Origin of the sequence: [Mycobacterium] stephanolepidis, from assembly GCF_002356335.1 — a bacterium.
In the GTDB taxonomy this organism is placed as follows: Bacteria; Actinomycetota; Actinomycetes; order Mycobacteriales; family Mycobacteriaceae; genus Mycobacterium; species Mycobacterium stephanolepidis.
Genome location: NZ_AP018165.1, coordinates 1,482,923 through 1,500,253, shown reverse-complemented (window position 1 = coordinate 1,500,253; position 17,331 = coordinate 1,482,923). Strand labels below are relative to the sequence as shown.

Here is a 17,331-nt window from a genome sequence, read left to right as displayed (position 1 = left end):
AACGATGATTGTACGGGTTCAGGATGGTCGGCGACGACCTCAATAACCGCGACCGGGCTATCGGGGGGATGACAATTTTCGTTACGGGCTCCGAGGCTGCTAAGGTCTTCCACGCACGTTCACGCGCCGTTAGCTCAGTTGGTAGAGCAGCTGACTCTTAATCAGCGGGTCCGGGGTTCGAGCCCCTGACGGCGCACCATCAGAAACGCCTCGCTCCCAGCATCGGGAGCGGGGCGTTTCATTTACCGCCAGATCCCCGGGAATACTCCGCGACGCCCCGCGTTGGGTTGACCGTGACGGTTCCCCAGATAGTCCCCAATGTGACGCTCAATTCCGGTACCACGATTCCCCAGCTGGGCTATGGCGTCTGGCAGGTACCCGACGATGAGGCGGGCTCAGCGGTGTCGACAGCCCTGCAGGTCGGATACCGCAGCATCGACACCGCCAAGATCTACGACAACGAAGTGGGCACCGGTGCGGCCATCGCAGAGTCCGGCGTTCCGCGCGGCGAGATCTTCCTGACCACGAAGCTGTGGAACTCCGATCAGGGCTACGACAGGGCACTGCGTGCGTTTGACGCCTCCCTGGAGCGGCTGGGGACCGATTACGTGGATCTGTATCTGATCCACTGGCCGGTGCCCGAACTCGACGAATACGTGGCGAGCTTCAAGGGTCTGCAACGAATCCAGGCCGACGGCCGCGCCAAGGCGATCGGGGTCAGCAATTTCACCGTCGAGAATCTTCAGCGGCTGATCGACGAGACCGGAGAAGTGCCTGCTCTCAACCAGATCGAGCTGCATCCCCGGTTCACCCAGCCCGAACTGCGCGCCTTCCACGCCGAGTACGGGATTCTCACCGAGGCCTGGTCGCCACTCGGCCAGGGCACGATCCTGGACGATCCGACCATCGGCGCCATCGCCGAGGGCCACGGGGTGAGCGCAGCGCAGGTGATCCTGCGGTGGCATCTGCAGCTGGGCAACGTCGTCATCCCCAAGTCGGTGACGCCGGCGCGCATCGCGGCCAACTTCGATGTGTTCGGATTCGAACTCAGCACCGACGAGGTAGAGCGCATCACCGGGCTCGACGCGGCCGACGGTCGCATCGGCCCCGATCCGTCGACGTTCAATCTGCGCTAAGGCGCGTCACTGCACGATGTAGTGACTCTCCTCGGGTGAGGCGAGCATGCGCTCCATGGTCTTTCGATCGAAGGGCCACAGGTCCACCGATCCGTCTTCGGTGAGGTACCAGGAGTTGCACCCGGTCGCCCACACCGTGGGTTTCATCGCCTCGCGGGCTTGGACGTTGAACTCCTCGGTGGCCTCGCGACTCACTTCGACCGTGGTGATCTCGCCACGGGCGAAACGATGCAACCAGCTGATGATGTATTCGGCGGTGCGCTCAGCCGTGTGCTGAAGCCAGATCGATCCGGTCGGCGAGTTGGGACCGAGCACGGTGAAGAAGTTCGGGAAGCCGGGGATGGCGGTCATCCGGTAGGCCTTGGGACCCTTCTCCCATGCCTCATCAATCGAATATCCGTCTTTACCAACTAGATTCATCGGCCGCATGTAGTTGTGCGCCTGAAATCCGGTGGCCAGCACTATCACGTCGAAATCGCGCTCGGCACCGTCGACCGTCACGATTCCGGTGGGCGTGACCCTGTCGATGCGGTCGGTGACGATCTCGACATTCGGCTTCTGGACGGCCCGATGGAACGACCCGGACAAGACCTGCCGCTTACACAGCGGCTCGTAATCCGGGGTGAGTTTCTGACGCAACTCCTTGTCGCGGATCAGATGCAGGCACGCCCGCGCGTACTGCTGCACCAGCCGCCGACCCCAGCTGGGCCGAGTCACGATGTTCACCAACGCGTCGGTGCCCGTCAACGCACTGAATCGCACGATGCGTTCGGTGGGCAGCGCCTCCAGCAGCTTGGAAACGAACTTCGGCTGCCGCATCGCCATCGGCGCCCACAGCACCCATTGCGGAGTCCGGATGAATGAGGTCACCTGCTCGACGATGGGCTGCATCGCCGAAACCACCTGCACCCCAGTAGATCCCGTTCCAATCGCCGCGACACGCTTTCCGTCCAGCTGCACCGAGTCGTCCCAACGCGCGGTGTGCACCACCTTGCCGCGGAAGCTGTCGAGCCCGGGGATGTCGGGAATGTTCGGGTGGTGCAGCACGCCGGTGGCGGCGATCAGAAAATCGCACTCCAGTAGCTCCCCCGCCGCGGTGGTAACCCGCCAACCCGTACCGGTGAACTCTGCGGCGGTGACCTCCTGCCCGCACCGGATATGAGACATGACACCCAGATCCTCGGCGACCGTGCGGTGATAGGCCTGAATTTCTCCACCGGTGGCGAAGAGACGTGGCCAGTCCGTGCGTGGCGCAAAGGGGTACTGATAGGCCTGGGAGGGCACATCGCAGGTCAGCCCCGGGTAGCGGTTCCAGTACCAAACACCGCCGACGTCATCACCCTTCTCCAGAATGGTGAAATCGTCGAAACCAGCTTCTTTGAGCTTGTGCCCCACCGCGATTCCGGCCATACCGGCGCCGACGACAACGATTCTGGGACTGCGCCGTTCGCTCACTTCTGGTGCTCCTTGCTCTGCCGCTCGATGCGTTCGATGTACGCGCCGCGAGCGTTCAGATCCAGTGAGGTCAGTGCGCGACGATCGTCGATGAGCCGGCGGCCAAGTCGCTCAAGCGGTTCGGGCACAAACAGATCCACCAACCCCCATCCGAATGCAAGCCAGCCCGGCACCGAGATCTGCGCGCGACGAGTGTCGACACTGCGCACGATCGCGGCCGCGACATCCTCGGGGTCGACGGTCGGCATGCCCTTGCCCAGTGGTGCGCCCGAGGCCAACTCGGTCCGAACCGCGCTGGGCAGTACGGAGCTGATGCTGACGCCGCTGTCTGCGTACTCCTTGCGTAGCGCCACGGAAAGCCCCACCGCACCGAACTTGGACGCGTTGTAGGTGACCATGCCGGGGACGGCCAGCTTGCCGGCCATGGATGCCACGTTGACGATGTGCCCACGCCCGCGCGCCACCATCTCAGGCAACGCGGCCCGCGCACCGTTGAGCGGACCGCGCACGTTCACATCAAGAATCAGATCGGTGGTGCGTTCGTTCTCCTCGACAAATCCGCCCAGCGGCATCACGCCCGCGTTGTTGATCAGGATGTCGACGGGGCCCGACTCGGCACGCACCCGATCAAGAAATGCGGCCCAGGACTCGGGCTTGGTGACATCGAGGGCACCGGACTGTGCACGCGGGATCGCGTCTGCGGTCTCTTTGGCGACCACGTCGTCGACATCACCGATCCAGACATCGGCCCCCTTCTCGGCGAAAAGGCGCGCGGTGGCAGCACCGATTCCCCTGGCTCCACCGGTGATGACGACCACCGCACCTGGCAGCTCAATCTTCGGATAACGACTCACATCAACCTCCAACGGAATGGCTTGTCAGTTTCGGAATGATATGTCATTCTCGACGAGTGTCAAGGTCGGTAGGATCGCCGCTTATGACGTCCAGCCCGTCCACACTCAGTCGCGCCGAGCGCAAGAAGCTGGAGATGCGGCAAGAGATCCTGGACGCCGCGTTCGCGTGCTTCTCCGAGCAGGGCTACCACGCGACAGGCGTCGCGGACATCGCCGGACGGATCGGGATCGGCCATGGGACCTTCTACCGGTACTTCAAGAGCAAGCGGGACATCATCGAGCATGTCATCGATGACGTCACCGAACAGATCTTTCAGGCGATCGGCGCGGAGAACGCCGCGGGGCTGGCCGACGATATCGAGCAGTACCGCCAACAATCGGTGCGCATCGGCGCCGCGCTCGCGGACCTGTTCCGGGACAACCCCCAGTTGCCGCTACTTCTGCTGGAAGCGGGTTCGGTCGACAACGAGCTACGCGAGCGCGTCTTCGGAATGCTCTCCACAAGTGATCAACTGACCGAGGCTTACCTGCGCCACGGGGTCGAAAAAGGTTACCTGCGTGCCGATCTCGATACGGAGTACACCGCCCGAGCGGTGACCGGGATGATCCTGGCCACCGGCTTGCACGCCTCACGGGGCGGCGAGGTGCAGGACAGCGAGCGATTCTCGGCCGCCGTCATCGCCCTCATGTACGGCGGAATCGGCTCCTAAGCACCCGACTCACGACACCGGCGAAGGGCGCCGCAAGGCCTACCCCCTAACCTTGCACCATGGCCGCAGTGAGCAAGGTGTTCGCAGCCAGGCTCTCAGGCCTGGTGGTTCTCGGCCCGGACGGCGAGTCGATCGGACGGGTGCGCGATGTCGTGATCGCGATCGGCGTTGCCCGAAAACAGCCGCGGGTCATCGGCCTGGTCGTTGAAATGCTCACGCGCCGAAGGATCTTCGTGCCCATGCTGCGGGTCACCGCCATCGAGCCTGGATCGGTGACGCTGAACACCGGAAACGTCTCACTGCGCCGTTTCGAACAACGCCCCAGTGAGGCGCTGGTGCTCGGGCAGGTCCTGGACACCACGGTGCGCACCGATGACCCCGAGCTCGAACAGTTCCATGGAGTCGACCTCACCGTGGTTGATCTGGGCCTCGAGCAGACCCGCACCCGCGACTGGGTGGTCACCCGGGTGGCCGTGCGCAGCCCGCGACGACTGGGGCGACGTACCGGAGTGCAGGTCACCGGATGGAACCACATCCACGGACTGACTCCGTCGACACTCAACCTGCCCGGACAGGGCGTTGCCCAGCTGATGCTCCAGTTCGAGGGCATGCGGCCCGTCGAGGTGGCAGATGCGATCCGAGAACTACCACCCAAGCGGCGCGACGAGGTACTGGCCGCGTTCGACGACGAACGCCTGGCCGACATCCTGCAGGAGCTTCCCGAGGACGATCAGGCCGAGGTACTCACCAAGCTGGAAGATGAACGAGCTGCCGACGTGCTGGAGGCCATGGACCCCGACGACGCCGCCGACCTATTGGGCGAACTGCCGCCCGCAGAGGCCGAATCGCTTCTGGCGCTGATGGATCCGGAGGATTCCGAGCCGGTCCGTCGACTGCTGACCCACTCCCCCAACACCGCCGGCGGCATGATGACCCCCGAACCGGTGATCCTGAGCCCGAACACCACGGTGGCAGAAGCCCTTGCCCGCGTGCGTGATCCGGATCTGACACCGGCGCTGTCCTCGCTGATCTTCGTGGTCAGGCCACCCACGGCGACACCCACCGGCCGCTATCTCGGATGCGTGCACCTGCAGCGGCTGCTGCGTGAGCCCCCCTATGCGATGGTCGGAGGCATTCTCGATACCGACCTGCCCTATCTGGATGCCGAGGCGCCGTTGGCCGAGGTAACCCGCTACTTCGCCGCGTACAACCTGGTGTGCGGTCCCGTGATCGACAGGGAGAACCACTTGCTCGGCGCCGTTACGGTCGACGACGTACTGGATCACTTGATGCCCGACGGCTGGCGCGCCGACGAACCTGAGAGCGTGACGGGAGGTACCCGTTCGTGAGCGATGCATCGGCGCGGCAGCGGCTCGATACTCCGCGGACCTCCCGCCGTCTGTCGCTCGGCCTCGATGTCGAGGCCGTCGGTCGGGTCAGCGAGAACATCGCCCGGTTCCTGGGCACGGGACGTTATCTCGCCATGCAGACGGTGTTCGTCATCGTATGGATCATCTTGAACCTCTTCGCGGTGGGCTTGCAGTGGGATCCGTACCCCTTCATCCTGCTCAACCTCGCCTTCTCCACCCAAGCCGCCTACGCCGCGCCCCTGATCCTGCTGGCGCAGAACCGCCAGGAAAACCGCGACCGAGTATCGCTGGAAGAGGACCGCAGGCGCGCCGAACAAACCAAGGCCGATACCGAATATCTGGCTCGGGAGCTGGCGGCACTGCGGCTCGCGGTGGGTGAGGTCGCCACCCGCGACTATCTGCGCCGTGAGCTTGAAGAACTGCACGAGGCCATCGAGGGGCTTCGTGTAAAAGAGACCCAGTAATCCTATTTGGGCGTCACGATGCCGTGGTCGTAGGCGTACACGATGGCCGCGGCCCGATCTCGCAGATCGAGTTTGACGAAAATTCGGCCGATGTGGCTCTTGACCGTCACCTCGGATATCACCAGCTGCTCGGCGATTTCGGAATTGTTCGCGCCGGATGCGATGAGCGCCAACACATCCAGTTCCCGTACGGTGAGCTTGTCCTCGGCGGCGCCGCTACTGGCGGCGGGCGCGCGTCGATAGGCACTGAGTACCCGCGAGGTTACCGACGGATCCAGATATGCCTCACCACGGGCGACCGCGTGTACAGCGCGGACCAGCTCTTCAGCCGGAGAATCTTTGAGGATGAACCCGGCAGCCCCGGCACGCAGCGCCCCAGAGAGCAACTCGTCGTCATCAAATGTAGTGAGTGCCAATGCCGGCGGCCCCTCGGAGGCGTGCAGCAATCGAATCGCCTCGATACCGCTCATCTGCTTCATACGCAGATCCATGATCACCACATCAGGCCGCGCCCGCGTGACCGCCTCCGCTACCTCGCTGCCGTCGGCGCACTCCCCCACAATCGAGAATCCGTCCTTACGACGCAGAATCCGACGCAGTCCCGTGCGCACCAGCTCCTGATCATCGACCAGCAGCACGCCCACCTCGGTATCAGTCATGACGCCATAACACCTTTCGCCGCGCGCGGCACGGAGTCTCGCTGGACTCCAACGGGACGCTGGCCGACACTGTCCAGCCGTCCTCCGCTTGCCCAGCACGGAAATCCCCGCCGAGCATCTCAATGCGCTGCCGCATGCCTGCGAGCCCGCCTCCCGAACACACATCGGCGGGCAATCCCGCGGCCAGGTCGTTACTCACGGTCAGACTCGCTGCCGACCCGTTGATGTCAAGGAGAACCGCGGCCGCTGACCTCGGTGAGTGCTTAGCGATGTTGGCCAAAGATTCCTGAGCCACTCGGTACAACGCCAAACCCACTCCAGCGCTGACGGACTCACCCGACCCGTAGATATGTGATTCGACTGCCATCCCCGCCGCCGTGAAATCTGCGACCAGATCAGGTATGTCGGAGATGCCCGGCTCTGGAGACAGCCGCATCGGCTCGGTTCCGCCGGGACCGGTGCTCAACAATCCCACCGTACCGCGGATATCCGACATCGCCTGACGCCCAAGGCGTTCGGCATCGAGCAATCCGGCGACGGCATCGTCGACATCGTGATCCTCCTGCAATGCCCGCCGCGCCCCGGTCAGATGCAGCATCGTCACCGACAGTGAATGCGCTATCACGTCATGGATTTCGCGTGCGATGCGGCGTCGTTCATCGGAAGCTGCCTGCTCCAGCATGCGCACCTGCTGTGCGCGTTCCTGTAAGAGCAGACGTTGTTGCAGTTGCATGATGCGCCCGATCAACCACCCGCAGAGCACAAAGAACACCATGTAGAGCGAGAAGGTCCCAAGGTGATTCAGCTGTTCGGCAGCCACGAGCAGTGCCACACAGGCGCCCACCGCGAGAAGACCAGCGCGCACCGACGCGATGGCTCCCACTTCCCCGAGCGTGAACATCAGCAGGAAGGGCGCACCATCTACGACATTGGCCGGCCAGGTGAGAAACAGCCCGACCCCCGCCAGCGCGAACGCCACGGTCCAGAACGCGTTCAACTTGCGACCAGCGACGATGAACGACAGGATCGGAGTCAGCGCGAGCAGGGCCGCTACGGCCAGTAACCACGGGCGGGTGAAACCTCGCTGCAGGACAGAGCAACCCACGATGAGCAGCGTGCTGCTGTACATGACCAGCGGCACCGCCCACGGAAATTCGTACGGCACCAGAGAACGGCGCTGCAACGCAGTCTCTCGGAACCAATCCATAGCGCCAGCGTAGAGGCGGTCACGACGTCACACATCATGCTTCGCGCGGATTCGCGTCTCCTACCACGGTAGGAGAGCAAGTCTCGCCCAGAGCACGACGACCGCCTCACTGCCTCTCCGTAGCGTCGGCATGCATGTGGGAAGCCATCGCAAGGTTCTGCAGCCGATACGCGTTTCTCGTCATCGGGATTTGGGTACTCGCCGCAGCGGCAGGCAATCTGCTTGTGCCGCAGGTGGAAAGCACAGCACATAACCACGCGCGTGGTTTCCTCCCGCATAGTGCCCCGGTGAACACCGCGGGCGCCGTGATGGGCAGGCAGTTCCAGGACGGTGACGGCGGGAACCTCAACTACCTGGTGTTGGAGAGCGACCACAAATTGGGGCCCGTCGAGCATCAGTATCACGATCGGCTCCTGGCGAAACTGCGCGCAGACACCGCACATCTGGATTCGGCGATGGACCTGTGGGCGGACCCGCTGACGGCCGAGGGCGCAATCAGCCCGGACGGGAAGGCGGTGTACACCATGCTGCGCGTGACCGGCGAGCTCGGCGGTGCGCAGGCCAACGCGTCCCTGGACGCGGTCCGGCAGATCGTCGCCGACGAGCCGGCACCAGCAGGGATGCACCCCTGGGTCACCGGGCCCGGCGCCACCATCGCCGATGAGCTCACGTCCATCGACACCCAGATGCTGATGATCACCGGCGTCACCGTGGTGCTCATCGCGGTGCTGCTCTTCGCCGTCTACCGATCTGCTGTTACCGCGGCCATCCCCCTGATCACCGTGGGCATGGGCCTGGGGGTGGCGCGCTCCATCGTCGCCTTCCTCGGGGAACGCAATCTCATCGAGGTCTCCATCTTCTCGGTCGCACTGCTGGCCGCCCTGGTGCTCGGCGCGGCGACCGATTACGGCATCTTCCTACTCGGGCGTTATCACGAACAGCGGCGTTCGGGGCTCGGGCATGAGCAGTCACTGGAAGTCGCCAACCGCAGCGTGGCGCCGGTCATCGCGGCCTCCGGGCTGACCATCGCCGCCGCACTCTCCTGCCTCATGTTCGCCCAGGTAGGCATGCTGCGCAGCGCCGGATTGCCTTGTGCCATAGGAATACTCACCGGCATGGCGGCGTCGCTGACGCTGCTTCCCGCGCTCATCGGACTGGCCGGTCGTCGCGGGTTGGCCCAGCCTCGTCCACTGCGCGGGCAGCCGGGGCGCCGGTGGCGCAGAGTGGGCACAATGGTCGCGCGCTGGCCAGGGCCCGTCCTCGTCGGCTCGGCGCTAGTGCTCATGGTGTGCGCCATTCCTGTAGCCGGCCTGCGCCTTGGCTTCGATGAGCTTGCCTCCCAGCCGCTTTCCACACACGCCAACCGGGGCTATCAGGCGATGGACAGGCATTTCCCGCCGAACCGATTGCTGCCGGAGATCGTCTCGATCGAATCCGACCACGATTTGCGCAACCCGGCCGGAGTCATCGGTATCGAGCGAGTCACCAAGAAGCTCATGGAGATTCCCGGAATTCGGATGGTCCAGTCGGCCTCCCGCCCGGCAGGTGCCATCCCCGAACAGGCGGCACTGACCGAACAGGCGGGAATCATCGCCGATCAGCTGGACGATGGAACCACCCAGATGAGCCAACGTCTCGGGGCCGTCGACCAGCTCTCGGCGACACTGAGCCAGTTCTCCAAGGCGATCGCGCAGCTGCAGAACGGTCTCGCGGGCGGGGTGAGTGGCCTGGGCGAGCTGAACGGTGGCGTCGGTGACATGCACTCGGGAATGAAAGCGCTGCAGGACAACGTGTCCCAGGTATCCGGTTACATGGAGCCCTTGCGGAACTTCACCAACGGCAACCCCAACTGCGCCAACGACGGCATCTGCTCGCTGGTACTCAAGGCCGTCGAGCCGATGGATTCTGTGGTGGCGGCAACCGCATCGCTGACGGCCAGCACCGCCAAGTTCGGTACCGGCGCACAGGGAATGCAGAAATCCTTCTCCGGGGCGGTGGACTCGGTGAAGAACATGCGCACTACGGTCGCGCAGCTCAGCACGATCACCGATCAACTGACCAAGGCGGTCGGCGAAACACGCACCATGTTCTCCGGGCTGACCGAATACCTGCGCGCCATGCGCGAAGATTTTCGCAGCAGCGGCGAGGGAGGTTTCTACCTGCCCCAGCGGGCCTGGCAGGACCCGCGCTTCCAGCGCGCCGCCGGGCTCTACTTCGCCCCAGACGGTCGTTCGACTCGCATGCTGGTGTTCGGGGACGGCAAAGTGTTCGGCGCGGACGGCGCACATCGATCTCCGCAGATCACCCTCGCGGTGAGCGAGGCCACCAAGGAGGGCACCCTCGCCGGTAGCACGGTCAACATTGCCGGATTCGGCACCGGCACAGCCGAATTGCGCGGATATGTGAGCGACGACTTCCTGCTGTTGGCGGCCGTGGCGCTGGCACTGGTCTTCCTCATCGTGTTGGTGATGCTGCGTAGCCCGGTGGCGGCAGCGGTGGTCATTGGCACCGTGGTCGTCTCTTACGCGTCCGCGTTGGGGATCACCACGCTGATCTGGCATGACATGTTGGGTCGCGACCTGCACTGGTCGGTTCCGTCGATCGCTCTTATCGCATTGGTCGCGGTGGGCGCCGACTACAACTTGTTGTTCACCATGCGCATGCGTGAAGAGATCTTCCTGGACGGCGCCAGACTACGTACCGGAATGATCCGCGCTTTCGGCGGCACGGGCGGGGTCGTCACGACGGCCGGGATCGTGTTCGGTATCACCATGTTCGCCATGCTTTCCAGTGACGTTTTGAGCATCGAGCAGGTGGGCACCGCCATCGGAGTCGGGTTGATCATCGACACGCTCATCGTCAGAACGTTCGTCGTGCCGGCGGTGGCGGGTCTGCTGGGTAAGTGGTTCTGGTGGTCACCGGCACCGCTGCTGCACGGGCTGTTGTTCAGATGGTCGAAGGCGCGCTCACCCCGCACCGCCGGCGTGCTCGCGTACCTGCTGACGCGACCATCACGGCTGGAAAGAACCGGGGCCTAGCCGTCGGCATCCCTGTCGATGAGCCGACGCGGGAACGCCAGGATGCCGGCGACCGAGAGCAGCCACGCCAACAGGCGCACCACGCCGATTCCGACACCCGGCACCAGCGTCCCGTCGATAACCCAGGTCGACCATGCGTCGAGCGCAAAGGCGAGCATCACGCCGACCGCAGCCGCAATCGAGATCCGGTCAAACTTCTCACGGTCCGGCCAGTGGTGCAGTGCCGTCGCTGCGATGCCGACGAGAAACACCACGGCAAGCCGCACACTATCGATGCCAAAGAACACTGTGAACGCGAATCCGACAATGTAGAGCAGCATCGCCGCGGCTTTGGCCACGGTCGCATCCACCTTCAGACCAGCGACAATTATCATCGAAACTCCAGCCGCGCGCGGAAACTTCGCACGCACATAGAGTAACCAGGTAGTAGGGCAAGTGCGATGCCTGCAGCGAATATTGCGCGATATATACAGCTATCCCATTCTGCGCGCGAGATCCTCACGAGCCGAATTTGCCTGCTCAGGGGTCAACAGAGGGTTGGCGTAGATATCGACGAGCGTGGCCGCCATCTTCAGCTCGCCCTCGGGCGAACCGACATCAACACCCAGCCCACGCGAAACATGTTGCTGAAGCAGTGGCACCGCCAGCGCCATCGCGGTGATGACGGTGGCACGGGACCTGACATCAACATCGGCCGGGAACACGCGGTTGTGGTCGGCACCGGCCAGCCAGCCCTCGGTCATGGCCACCATCTCGTCGAACACCTGGCCCGCGGAGCCGTCGACCAAGGCCCTCGTGATGTAGTCCTGGTATTGGCCGATCGGAATGCGCGCCGAAACATAGTGCACGTCACCGCGTTCCACGTTTGTCCGGACCTGCTCGTTGATCTTCCGCATCGTCTTGACGAGGTATTCATCGCATGCCTCGCGCAGTTCCTGCTTGGACCCGAAGTGGTGCCGCAACAACCCGGAGGAGACCCCCGCTCGCGCGGCGATGCCCCGAATGGTCGCTCCGTCGTACCCCCTCTCGCCGAACTCATGCAGCGCGGCGTCCCGGATGCGGGCGCGGGCGGTGAGGTCGTCGGGGTCCACGGTCTCCATCGCCGCATATTACACGACTGGACAATTGACTACACGCTTGTATAGTCGATGGCATGGGCATCGACACCAGCGGAATCACCCCGGAGGAAGAGACCGCCTTTCTCACCCTGAAGGCACGGGCCGTCAACGACGGCTGGCAGCAACCGATCCTGCCGGATCCGGGGGCGACAGCCGCCGTCGCCGCGATCGACTACGACTTCGATGCACTGGGGGTGATAACCCCCGTGGTGTGCCAATCCTCTTTACGCGCAAAACTTCTCGACGATCGCGTGCGGAGGTTCATCGTCAAGCACCCCCACGCGGTGGTGGTCGATCTCGGAGCGGGTCTCGACGACGGATATCGACGCATCCAGCCACCGCCTACCGTCGATTGGTACAGCGTCGATCTGCCCGGGATGGCCAGGCTGCGTGATGAAGTCATGGCTCCGGGCGCCGGTGAGCACACCATCGGGGTGTCCGTCACCGACCCGACGTGGATCGACGCAATACCGTCGGACCGTCCGGCGATGGTGGTCGCCGATGGGTTCTTCGCGTTCCTGACCAAAGAGCAGATCATCGCCACGATGCGAGCCGTCACCGATCACTTTCCCAGCGGGCAGCTCGCATTCAACGATTACGGCCGCATGGTGGTGGGTGTGTGGATCTCGAAGCTGTTTCCGCAGAAGATGTTCAAGAAGGTCAATCAGCTGCGCGGATTCGAGGGTTACGACGATCCGCGTACTCCGGAGCGCTGGAACCCGAAGCTGCGGTTCGTTGAAGAGTTCAGCTTGGTGGACGCCCCCGAGGTGGGACTCTTTCCGAAGTGGCTCCAGATATCGTCGCGGCTGGCGAGATACAGCCCCTCGATGAGACGCTCCGCGCGCATCCTGCGTTTCGAGTTCTAGGCCTGCGCTCTCCACTTGACCTGGAGTGCACTCCAGTTCCTAGGCTTCTCATATTCACACAAGACCATGATTTGAGGAGTCCCTCGTGACTTTGTCTGTGCCTGCCTACGCCGCCTACTCCCCGACTGAGCCACTTCGCCCGGCTGTCATCGAGCGTCGCGAACCTGGCCCGAAAGACATTGTCATCGATATCGTTTGGGCCGGTATCTGCCACAGCGACATCCACACGGTAAGTAACCATTGGGGTCCCGCGAGCTTCCCGGTGGTGCCCGGGCACGAGATCGCCGGCGTGGTGACCCAGGTCGGCTCCGAAGTCGAGAAGTTCACGGTTGGCGACCGAGCCGGTGTCGGCTGCATGGTCGGCTCCTGCGGCGAGTGCGCCAACTGTAAATCAGGCGAAGAGCAGTTCTGCAACGGCGAGGGCGGCTTCATCGGCACGTACAACGCGGTGGGCAAGGACGGCCGGCCGACTTACGGCGGGTACAGCGACCTCATCGTGGTGGATGAAGCGTTCGCGTTGAAGATCCCGGATGCCCTTCCCCTCGATCAGGCCGCCCCGCTGCTGTGCGCCGGAATCACCATGTACTCCCCGCTGCATCATTGGAGGGCCGGCCCCGGAACTCGTGTCGGCATCATTGGCCTTGGGGGCCTCGGCCATATGGGTGTACAGATCGCCCACGCGTTAGGCGCTGAAGTGACGGTGCTGAGCCAGTCACTGCGCAAGCAGGAGGACGGCCTGAGTCTCGGCGCAGACCATTACTACGCGACTAGCGACCCGGCCACTTTCACAAAGCTCGCGTCCTCATTCGATCTGATCCTCAACACGGTCTCCGACGGGATCGATGTCGAAGGCCTCCTGTGGCTGCTCGACAAGGACGGGACGCTGGTGCAACTGGGCTTGCCGGAGGACCCGATCAACTTCAAGCCCTCGCCGCTGGTCTTCGGACGCCGCCGCTGGGCGGGCTCACCAATCGGCGGAATCTCCGAAACTCAGGAAATGCTCGACTTCTGCGCGGCCAAGGGCATCGCTGCGCTGGTCGAAAAGATCGAGGCGCCCCAGATCAACGAGGCCTACGCGCGGGTCCTCAAGAGCGATGTGCGGTACCGGTTCGTGATTGACGGTGCCAGCTTTACGGCTTGAGCAGGGCGCGTGATCAGTCGCGACGGAACTTGCGCACAACCTTGCGCGCCACCAGCGCGGCAACCACGGCGCCGACACCGAGAATGGTGAATTTGATGGCCGGCTTGTTAAGGGTCGCCAGCACCGAGGCCTTGGCGTCCTCGGCCAGACGCTGCGGATTTGCGCGGTCACTCAGGGTGTCGACAGTCGCCGCGAGCTGATCGCGGGCCTTGTCGATATCGGCCTTGATTGCCTCGGGATCCCTGGCCACGTGTACTCCTCCACGTCCGCGGTTGAAACTCAAGCAACTACCCTAGGGCAACAACTGTACGGGTCAACAGAAAGGCATCGGTCATGGCGGAAACCAAGCGGCTCGAAGTTGGCGACAAAGCCCCGGCGTTCACTCTCCTGGACGCGGACGGCAAGAAGGTGTCGCTGTCCTCCTACAAGGGCCGCAAGGTCATCATCTACTTCTACCCGGCCGCCATGACCCCCGGCTGCACCAAACAGGCCTGCGACTTCCGTGACAGCCTCGCCCAGCTCAACGAGGCGGGCCTCGATGTCATCGGCATCTCCCCGGACAAGCCCGAGAAACTCGCCAAGTTCCGCGAACGCGATGGCGTGAACTTCCCGCTGCTGTCTGACCCCGACAAGACGACGCTGACCGCATACGGCGCCTTCGGTGAGAAGAAGCTGTACGGAAAGATCGTCGAGGGCGTCATTCGATCCACCTTCGTCGTAGACGAAAAGGGCAAGATCGAGGTGGCGCAGTACAACGTGAAGGCCACCGGACACGTCGCGAAGCTGCGCCGCGACATCTCCGTGTAGATCAGATGCCACTGATCGACATCACCTGCGGCCCCGCGGTCACAGACGACACCCGTGCAAGCCTCGCCGAAGTCCTTCCCCACGCGGTCTCGCTGGCGGTGCAATGCACGGACGAGCCTTATGACCACCGTCTACAGCCCGGTGACGTCCTGATCCGGTTCCATGAGGTCGGCCCGTTCGACCGTTTCGATATCGACGTACTCGTCGAGGTGAAGTCGAAATGGTTCAGCGACCGAGCGCAGGACCGTCAGCGTCGCGCCGAGGCAATCCACGACGCGGTACGAAACGTCATCGAGGACGAACAGACTGCCGGCGTCTATCTGACCTTGCCCGTTGCGGCATGGGATCAGAGCGATTCTGAAGCCTCAAGCCGTTGAGGACGTCCGTACCAGAGGGCGCCCGCAAGTGGCTGGGCTTGGCCGCCATCGCATTGGGAGTGGCGCTGATCGTCGTCGATACGACGATTGTCAACGTCATCATCCCCTCGATCGTGCGCGACCTCGGCGTCACGTCGGCACAGGCGCAGTGGGTACAGGAGTCATACGCAATCGTCTTCGCGGCGCTGCTGCTGCTTGTCGGACGATTCTCTGACATTCTCGGCGCCCGCCGCGTCTTCCTTACCGGGGTAGTGATTTTCGGTGTGACGAGCCTGCTGGCCGGTATGGCTACCACCGGAAGCTGGTTGATACTGGCCCGCTTCCTGCAAGGTGCCGGGGCCGCGCTGATCCTGCCGACGTCGCTTGCACTGCTCAATGCGCAGTTCACCGGCAAGGCCCGGGGCCAGGCATTCGCAGTCTGGGGGTCGACCATCGGAGCCGCGACGGCCCTTGGTCCGCTGCTCGGCGGATGGCTCGCCGAACACGCCTCGTGGCGTTGGGCTTTCGGCATCAATATTCCGCTTGTCGCGGTGATCTGCATCGGCGCACTGGCGTTCATCCCACTCTCACCGCGCACTCAGGCACGCGTGGATGTCGCCGGGGCGGTGTTCTCGATCCTCGGGCTGGGGTTGCTCGCCTTCGGTCTGATTGACGGTCGCACCTACGGGTGGGTCCGCAGCACCGAACCCTTCGAGGTGCTCGGCATGCGCTGGACGCTCGACGTATCACCGGTTTTCGTCGCACTCGTCCTTGCAGCGTTGTCCCTCATCGCCTTTGTCATCCGCCAGGTCACTCTGACCCGCGATATCGATCCCGCGCAGCCGACCACCGCACTGATGGACGTGCGGCTCTTCTCCATCGGCTCGTTCCGCAACGGCAATATCGCCACGCTGATCATCGGGATGGGCGAATTCGGCATCGTGGCCGTCCTTCCGCTATGGCTGCAATTCGCGTTGGGGTACAGCGCGGTCCAAGCAGGCTTGGCTTTGGTTCCCATCGCACTCGGCAGTTTCGTCGCCAGTGGCGCCAGTTTCGCTATGACGTCACGTATCTCAGCGTTGGGATTGGTGCGCATCGGGCTGGCGCTGGAGGCACTGGGGTTGGCGGCGCTCGGCTACATCGCCCGGCCCGACAGCACCTGGTGGGCCATCGCGGCGGCGCTGTTCGTGTATGGGATCGGCATCGGATTCGCCACCGCCCAGGTGACCAACGTGGTGCTCGCCGATGTACCCGAACGTAGCTCCGGTCAAGGCTCGGGCATGCAAAGCGTGTTCCGGCAGCTGGGCTCGGCCCTCGGGATCGCCGTGCTGACGACGGCCTTCTTCAGCGCTATCAGCGCACGGCTCAGCGGCACTCTCACGTCCACCGGGGTGCCAGCCGATCAATCCGATGCGCTCACCCGTGCGGTCGTTCGCAGCGCGGGTGCTGCCATCGACGGGTTCGCGCGTCAACCCCAGACCGAGGCCATCGCCGATGCCGCGCGCCAGGCGATGGCCCATGGAGTGGAGTTGGGCAGTTACCTAGCCGCAGCATTCCTCGCGCTGGGACTTGCCGCGACATTTCTCATCACCCCGTCCACCGCGACAGAGCATGCGCCGCTCCCCTAGCCCTGCGGGTCGGTGATATCGAAAACCGTGGCGGTGCTAGCGTTCTCCGCCGCAAGTTCGATCCGGCGGCGCATATCCACCGTCATGTCCGGCATCGCTGCGATATCGAACCACTGCGCGGCATCGTTCTCGCCGTCCGCAGGAAAGGGTGATCCGGCAACCCAGTCCATTCGGAACACGTGGTCCAGGTACTGAGCATGATCGCCATTGACATGAACCATCGGCCGGGTCACATGCACCCACACCAGTCGTTGGGGTATCGCGTGAACACCGGCCTCTTCCAACACTTCCCGGATGGCGCAGTCGGCCGGATTCTCGCCGGGGTCGACGATTCCGGTTACCGCCGTCCAGGCGCCGTTGTCCGCGCGCTTGACCAGCAGCACTTGCTCATCCCGAATGACCACAGCGGTCACACCCGGTAACCACAGCGGCGCATGTCCGATGTGTCGACGCAACTCGATGACGAATTCCGGAACCGGCATAGGCACTTCTTAACAGACCGGTCCCATATCCGGCCCAGGC

Annotated in this window: 18 protein-coding genes and 1 tRNA gene; 11 read left to right on the top strand and 8 right to left on the bottom strand. The window is 63.8% G+C overall.

Annotated elements, in window-relative coordinates; translation table 11 throughout:
* Positions 1-123: 123 nt before the first annotated feature.
* Positions 124-199, top strand: a tRNA-Lys gene (locus MSTE_RS07480).
* Between the two features lie 121 nt (positions 200-320).
* Positions 321-1,136, top strand: a complete 816-nt coding sequence (locus MSTE_RS07475) for an aldo/keto reductase (RefSeq protein ID WP_096500143.1) — start codon at positions 321-323, stop codon at positions 1,134-1,136.
* Between the two features lie 6 nt (positions 1,137-1,142).
* On the opposite strand, the gene MSTE_RS07470 is transcribed toward MSTE_RS07475, so the two are convergent.
* Together MSTE_RS07470 and MSTE_RS07465 are read right to left on the bottom strand one after the other, a co-directional pair.
* Positions 1,143-2,591, bottom strand: a complete 1,449-nt coding sequence (locus MSTE_RS07470; RefSeq protein ID WP_096500141.1) for a flavin-containing monooxygenase — start codon at positions 2,589-2,591, stop codon at positions 1,143-1,145.
* A complete protein-coding gene (locus MSTE_RS07465) occupies positions 2,588-3,445 on the bottom strand; it encodes an SDR family oxidoreductase (RefSeq protein WP_096500139.1) in 858 nt (285 codons plus the stop codon). The genes MSTE_RS07470 and MSTE_RS07465 overlap by 4 nt, the downstream gene beginning before the upstream one ends.
* A gap of 83 nt (positions 3,446-3,528) precedes the next feature.
* Here MSTE_RS07465 and MSTE_RS07460 point away from each other — a divergent pair, with 83 nt between their 5' ends.
* Genes MSTE_RS07460 through MSTE_RS07450 form a run of 3 tightly spaced genes read left to right on the top strand, consistent with a single transcriptional unit; the run spans position 3,529 to position 5,989 of the window.
* The gene (locus MSTE_RS07460) at positions 3,529-4,155 is read left to right on the top strand and encodes a TetR/AcrR family transcriptional regulator (RefSeq protein WP_096500137.1); all 627 of its coding nucleotides are present in this window, start codon (positions 3,529-3,531) and stop codon (positions 4,153-4,155) included.
* Between the two features lie 59 nt (positions 4,156-4,214).
* Positions 4,215-5,504, top strand: coding sequence for a magnesium transporter MgtE N-terminal domain-containing protein (locus tag MSTE_RS07455; protein ID WP_096500135.1), 1,290 nt, complete (start codon positions 4,215-4,217; stop codon positions 5,502-5,504).
* Positions 5,501-5,989: a DUF1003 domain-containing protein gene (locus tag MSTE_RS07450; protein ID WP_096500133.1), complete on the top strand. Its 489-nt coding sequence runs from the start codon at positions 5,501-5,503 to the stop codon at positions 5,987-5,989. Before MSTE_RS07455 ends, MSTE_RS07450 begins: the two co-directional genes overlap by 4 nt.
* A gap of 2 nt (positions 5,990-5,991) precedes the next feature.
* Here MSTE_RS07450 and MSTE_RS07445 read toward each other — a convergent pair whose 3' ends face one another.
* The gene (locus MSTE_RS07445; RefSeq protein ID WP_096500131.1) at positions 5,992-6,648 is read right to left on the bottom strand and encodes a response regulator; all 657 of its coding nucleotides are present in this window, start codon (positions 6,646-6,648) and stop codon (positions 5,992-5,994) included.
* Positions 6,641-7,855 carry a sensor histidine kinase gene (locus MSTE_RS07440; protein ID WP_096500129.1) on the bottom strand — a complete coding sequence of 405 codons (1,215 nt, stop codon included), beginning with the start codon at positions 7,853-7,855 and terminating at the stop codon, positions 6,641-6,643. The genes MSTE_RS07445 and MSTE_RS07440 overlap by 8 nt, the downstream gene beginning before the upstream one ends.
* Before the next feature lie 134 nt (positions 7,856-7,989).
* Between MSTE_RS07440 and MSTE_RS07435 the strand changes: the two genes are divergently transcribed.
* The gene (locus MSTE_RS07435) at positions 7,990-10,893 is read left to right on the top strand and encodes an MMPL/RND family transporter (RefSeq protein WP_096500127.1); all 2,904 of its coding nucleotides are present in this window, start codon (positions 7,990-7,992) and stop codon (positions 10,891-10,893) included.
* On the opposite strand, the gene MSTE_RS07430 is transcribed toward MSTE_RS07435, so the two are convergent.
* Positions 10,890-11,267, bottom strand: coding sequence for a hypothetical protein (locus tag MSTE_RS07430; RefSeq protein ID WP_096500125.1), 378 nt, complete (start codon positions 11,265-11,267; stop codon positions 10,890-10,892). The two genes, MSTE_RS07435 and MSTE_RS07430, sit on opposite strands and share 4 nt — an antisense overlap.
* 99 nt (positions 11,268-11,366) lie before the next feature.
* Positions 11,367-11,993, bottom strand: a complete 627-nt coding sequence (locus tag MSTE_RS07425; RefSeq protein WP_096500123.1) for a TetR/AcrR family transcriptional regulator — start codon at positions 11,991-11,993, stop codon at positions 11,367-11,369.
* A gap of 53 nt (positions 11,994-12,046) precedes the next feature.
* Between MSTE_RS07425 and MSTE_RS07420 the strand changes: the two genes are divergently transcribed.
* A complete protein-coding gene (locus MSTE_RS07420) occupies positions 12,047-12,877 on the top strand; it encodes a class I SAM-dependent methyltransferase (protein WP_096500121.1) in 831 nt (276 codons plus the stop codon).
* Between the two features lie 85 nt (positions 12,878-12,962).
* Positions 12,963-14,018 (top strand): NAD(P)-dependent alcohol dehydrogenase, encoded by a 1,056-nt coding sequence (locus MSTE_RS07415; RefSeq protein WP_096500119.1) that lies wholly within the window; start codon positions 12,963-12,965, stop codon positions 14,016-14,018.
* 13 nt (positions 14,019-14,031) lie between these two features.
* Here MSTE_RS07415 and MSTE_RS07410 read toward each other — a convergent pair whose 3' ends face one another.
* Entirely contained in the window at positions 14,032-14,268 is a 237-nt protein-coding gene (locus MSTE_RS07410; protein WP_030094977.1) for a DUF3618 domain-containing protein, read from the bottom strand.
* Positions 14,269-14,351: 83 nt separating this feature from the next.
* On the opposite strand from MSTE_RS07410, the gene bcp reads away from it, so the two are divergent.
* Genes bcp through MSTE_RS07395 form a run of 3 tightly spaced genes read left to right on the top strand, consistent with a single transcriptional unit; the run spans position 14,352 to position 16,809 of the window.
* Positions 14,352-14,825 carry a thioredoxin-dependent thiol peroxidase gene (gene bcp, locus MSTE_RS07405; RefSeq protein WP_046253022.1) on the top strand — a complete coding sequence of 158 codons (474 nt, stop codon included), beginning with the start codon at positions 14,352-14,354 and terminating at the stop codon, positions 14,823-14,825.
* 5 nt (positions 14,826-14,830) lie between these two features.
* On the top strand, positions 14,831-15,202 hold the full coding sequence (locus MSTE_RS07400; protein ID WP_096500117.1) for a hypothetical protein: 372 nt from the start codon (positions 14,831-14,833) through the stop codon (positions 15,200-15,202).
* Positions 15,199-16,809 carry a DHA2 family efflux MFS transporter permease subunit gene (locus MSTE_RS07395; protein ID WP_231897021.1) on the top strand — a complete coding sequence of 537 codons (1,611 nt, stop codon included), beginning with the start codon at positions 15,199-15,201 and terminating at the stop codon, positions 16,807-16,809. Before MSTE_RS07400 ends, MSTE_RS07395 begins: the two co-directional genes overlap by 4 nt.
* On the opposite strand, the gene MSTE_RS07390 is transcribed toward MSTE_RS07395, so the two are convergent.
* A complete protein-coding gene (locus MSTE_RS07390) occupies positions 16,806-17,291 on the bottom strand; it encodes an NUDIX hydrolase (RefSeq protein ID WP_096500115.1) in 486 nt (161 codons plus the stop codon). The genes MSTE_RS07395 and MSTE_RS07390 overlap by 4 nt on opposite strands.
* Positions 17,292-17,331 lie beyond the last annotated feature (40 nt).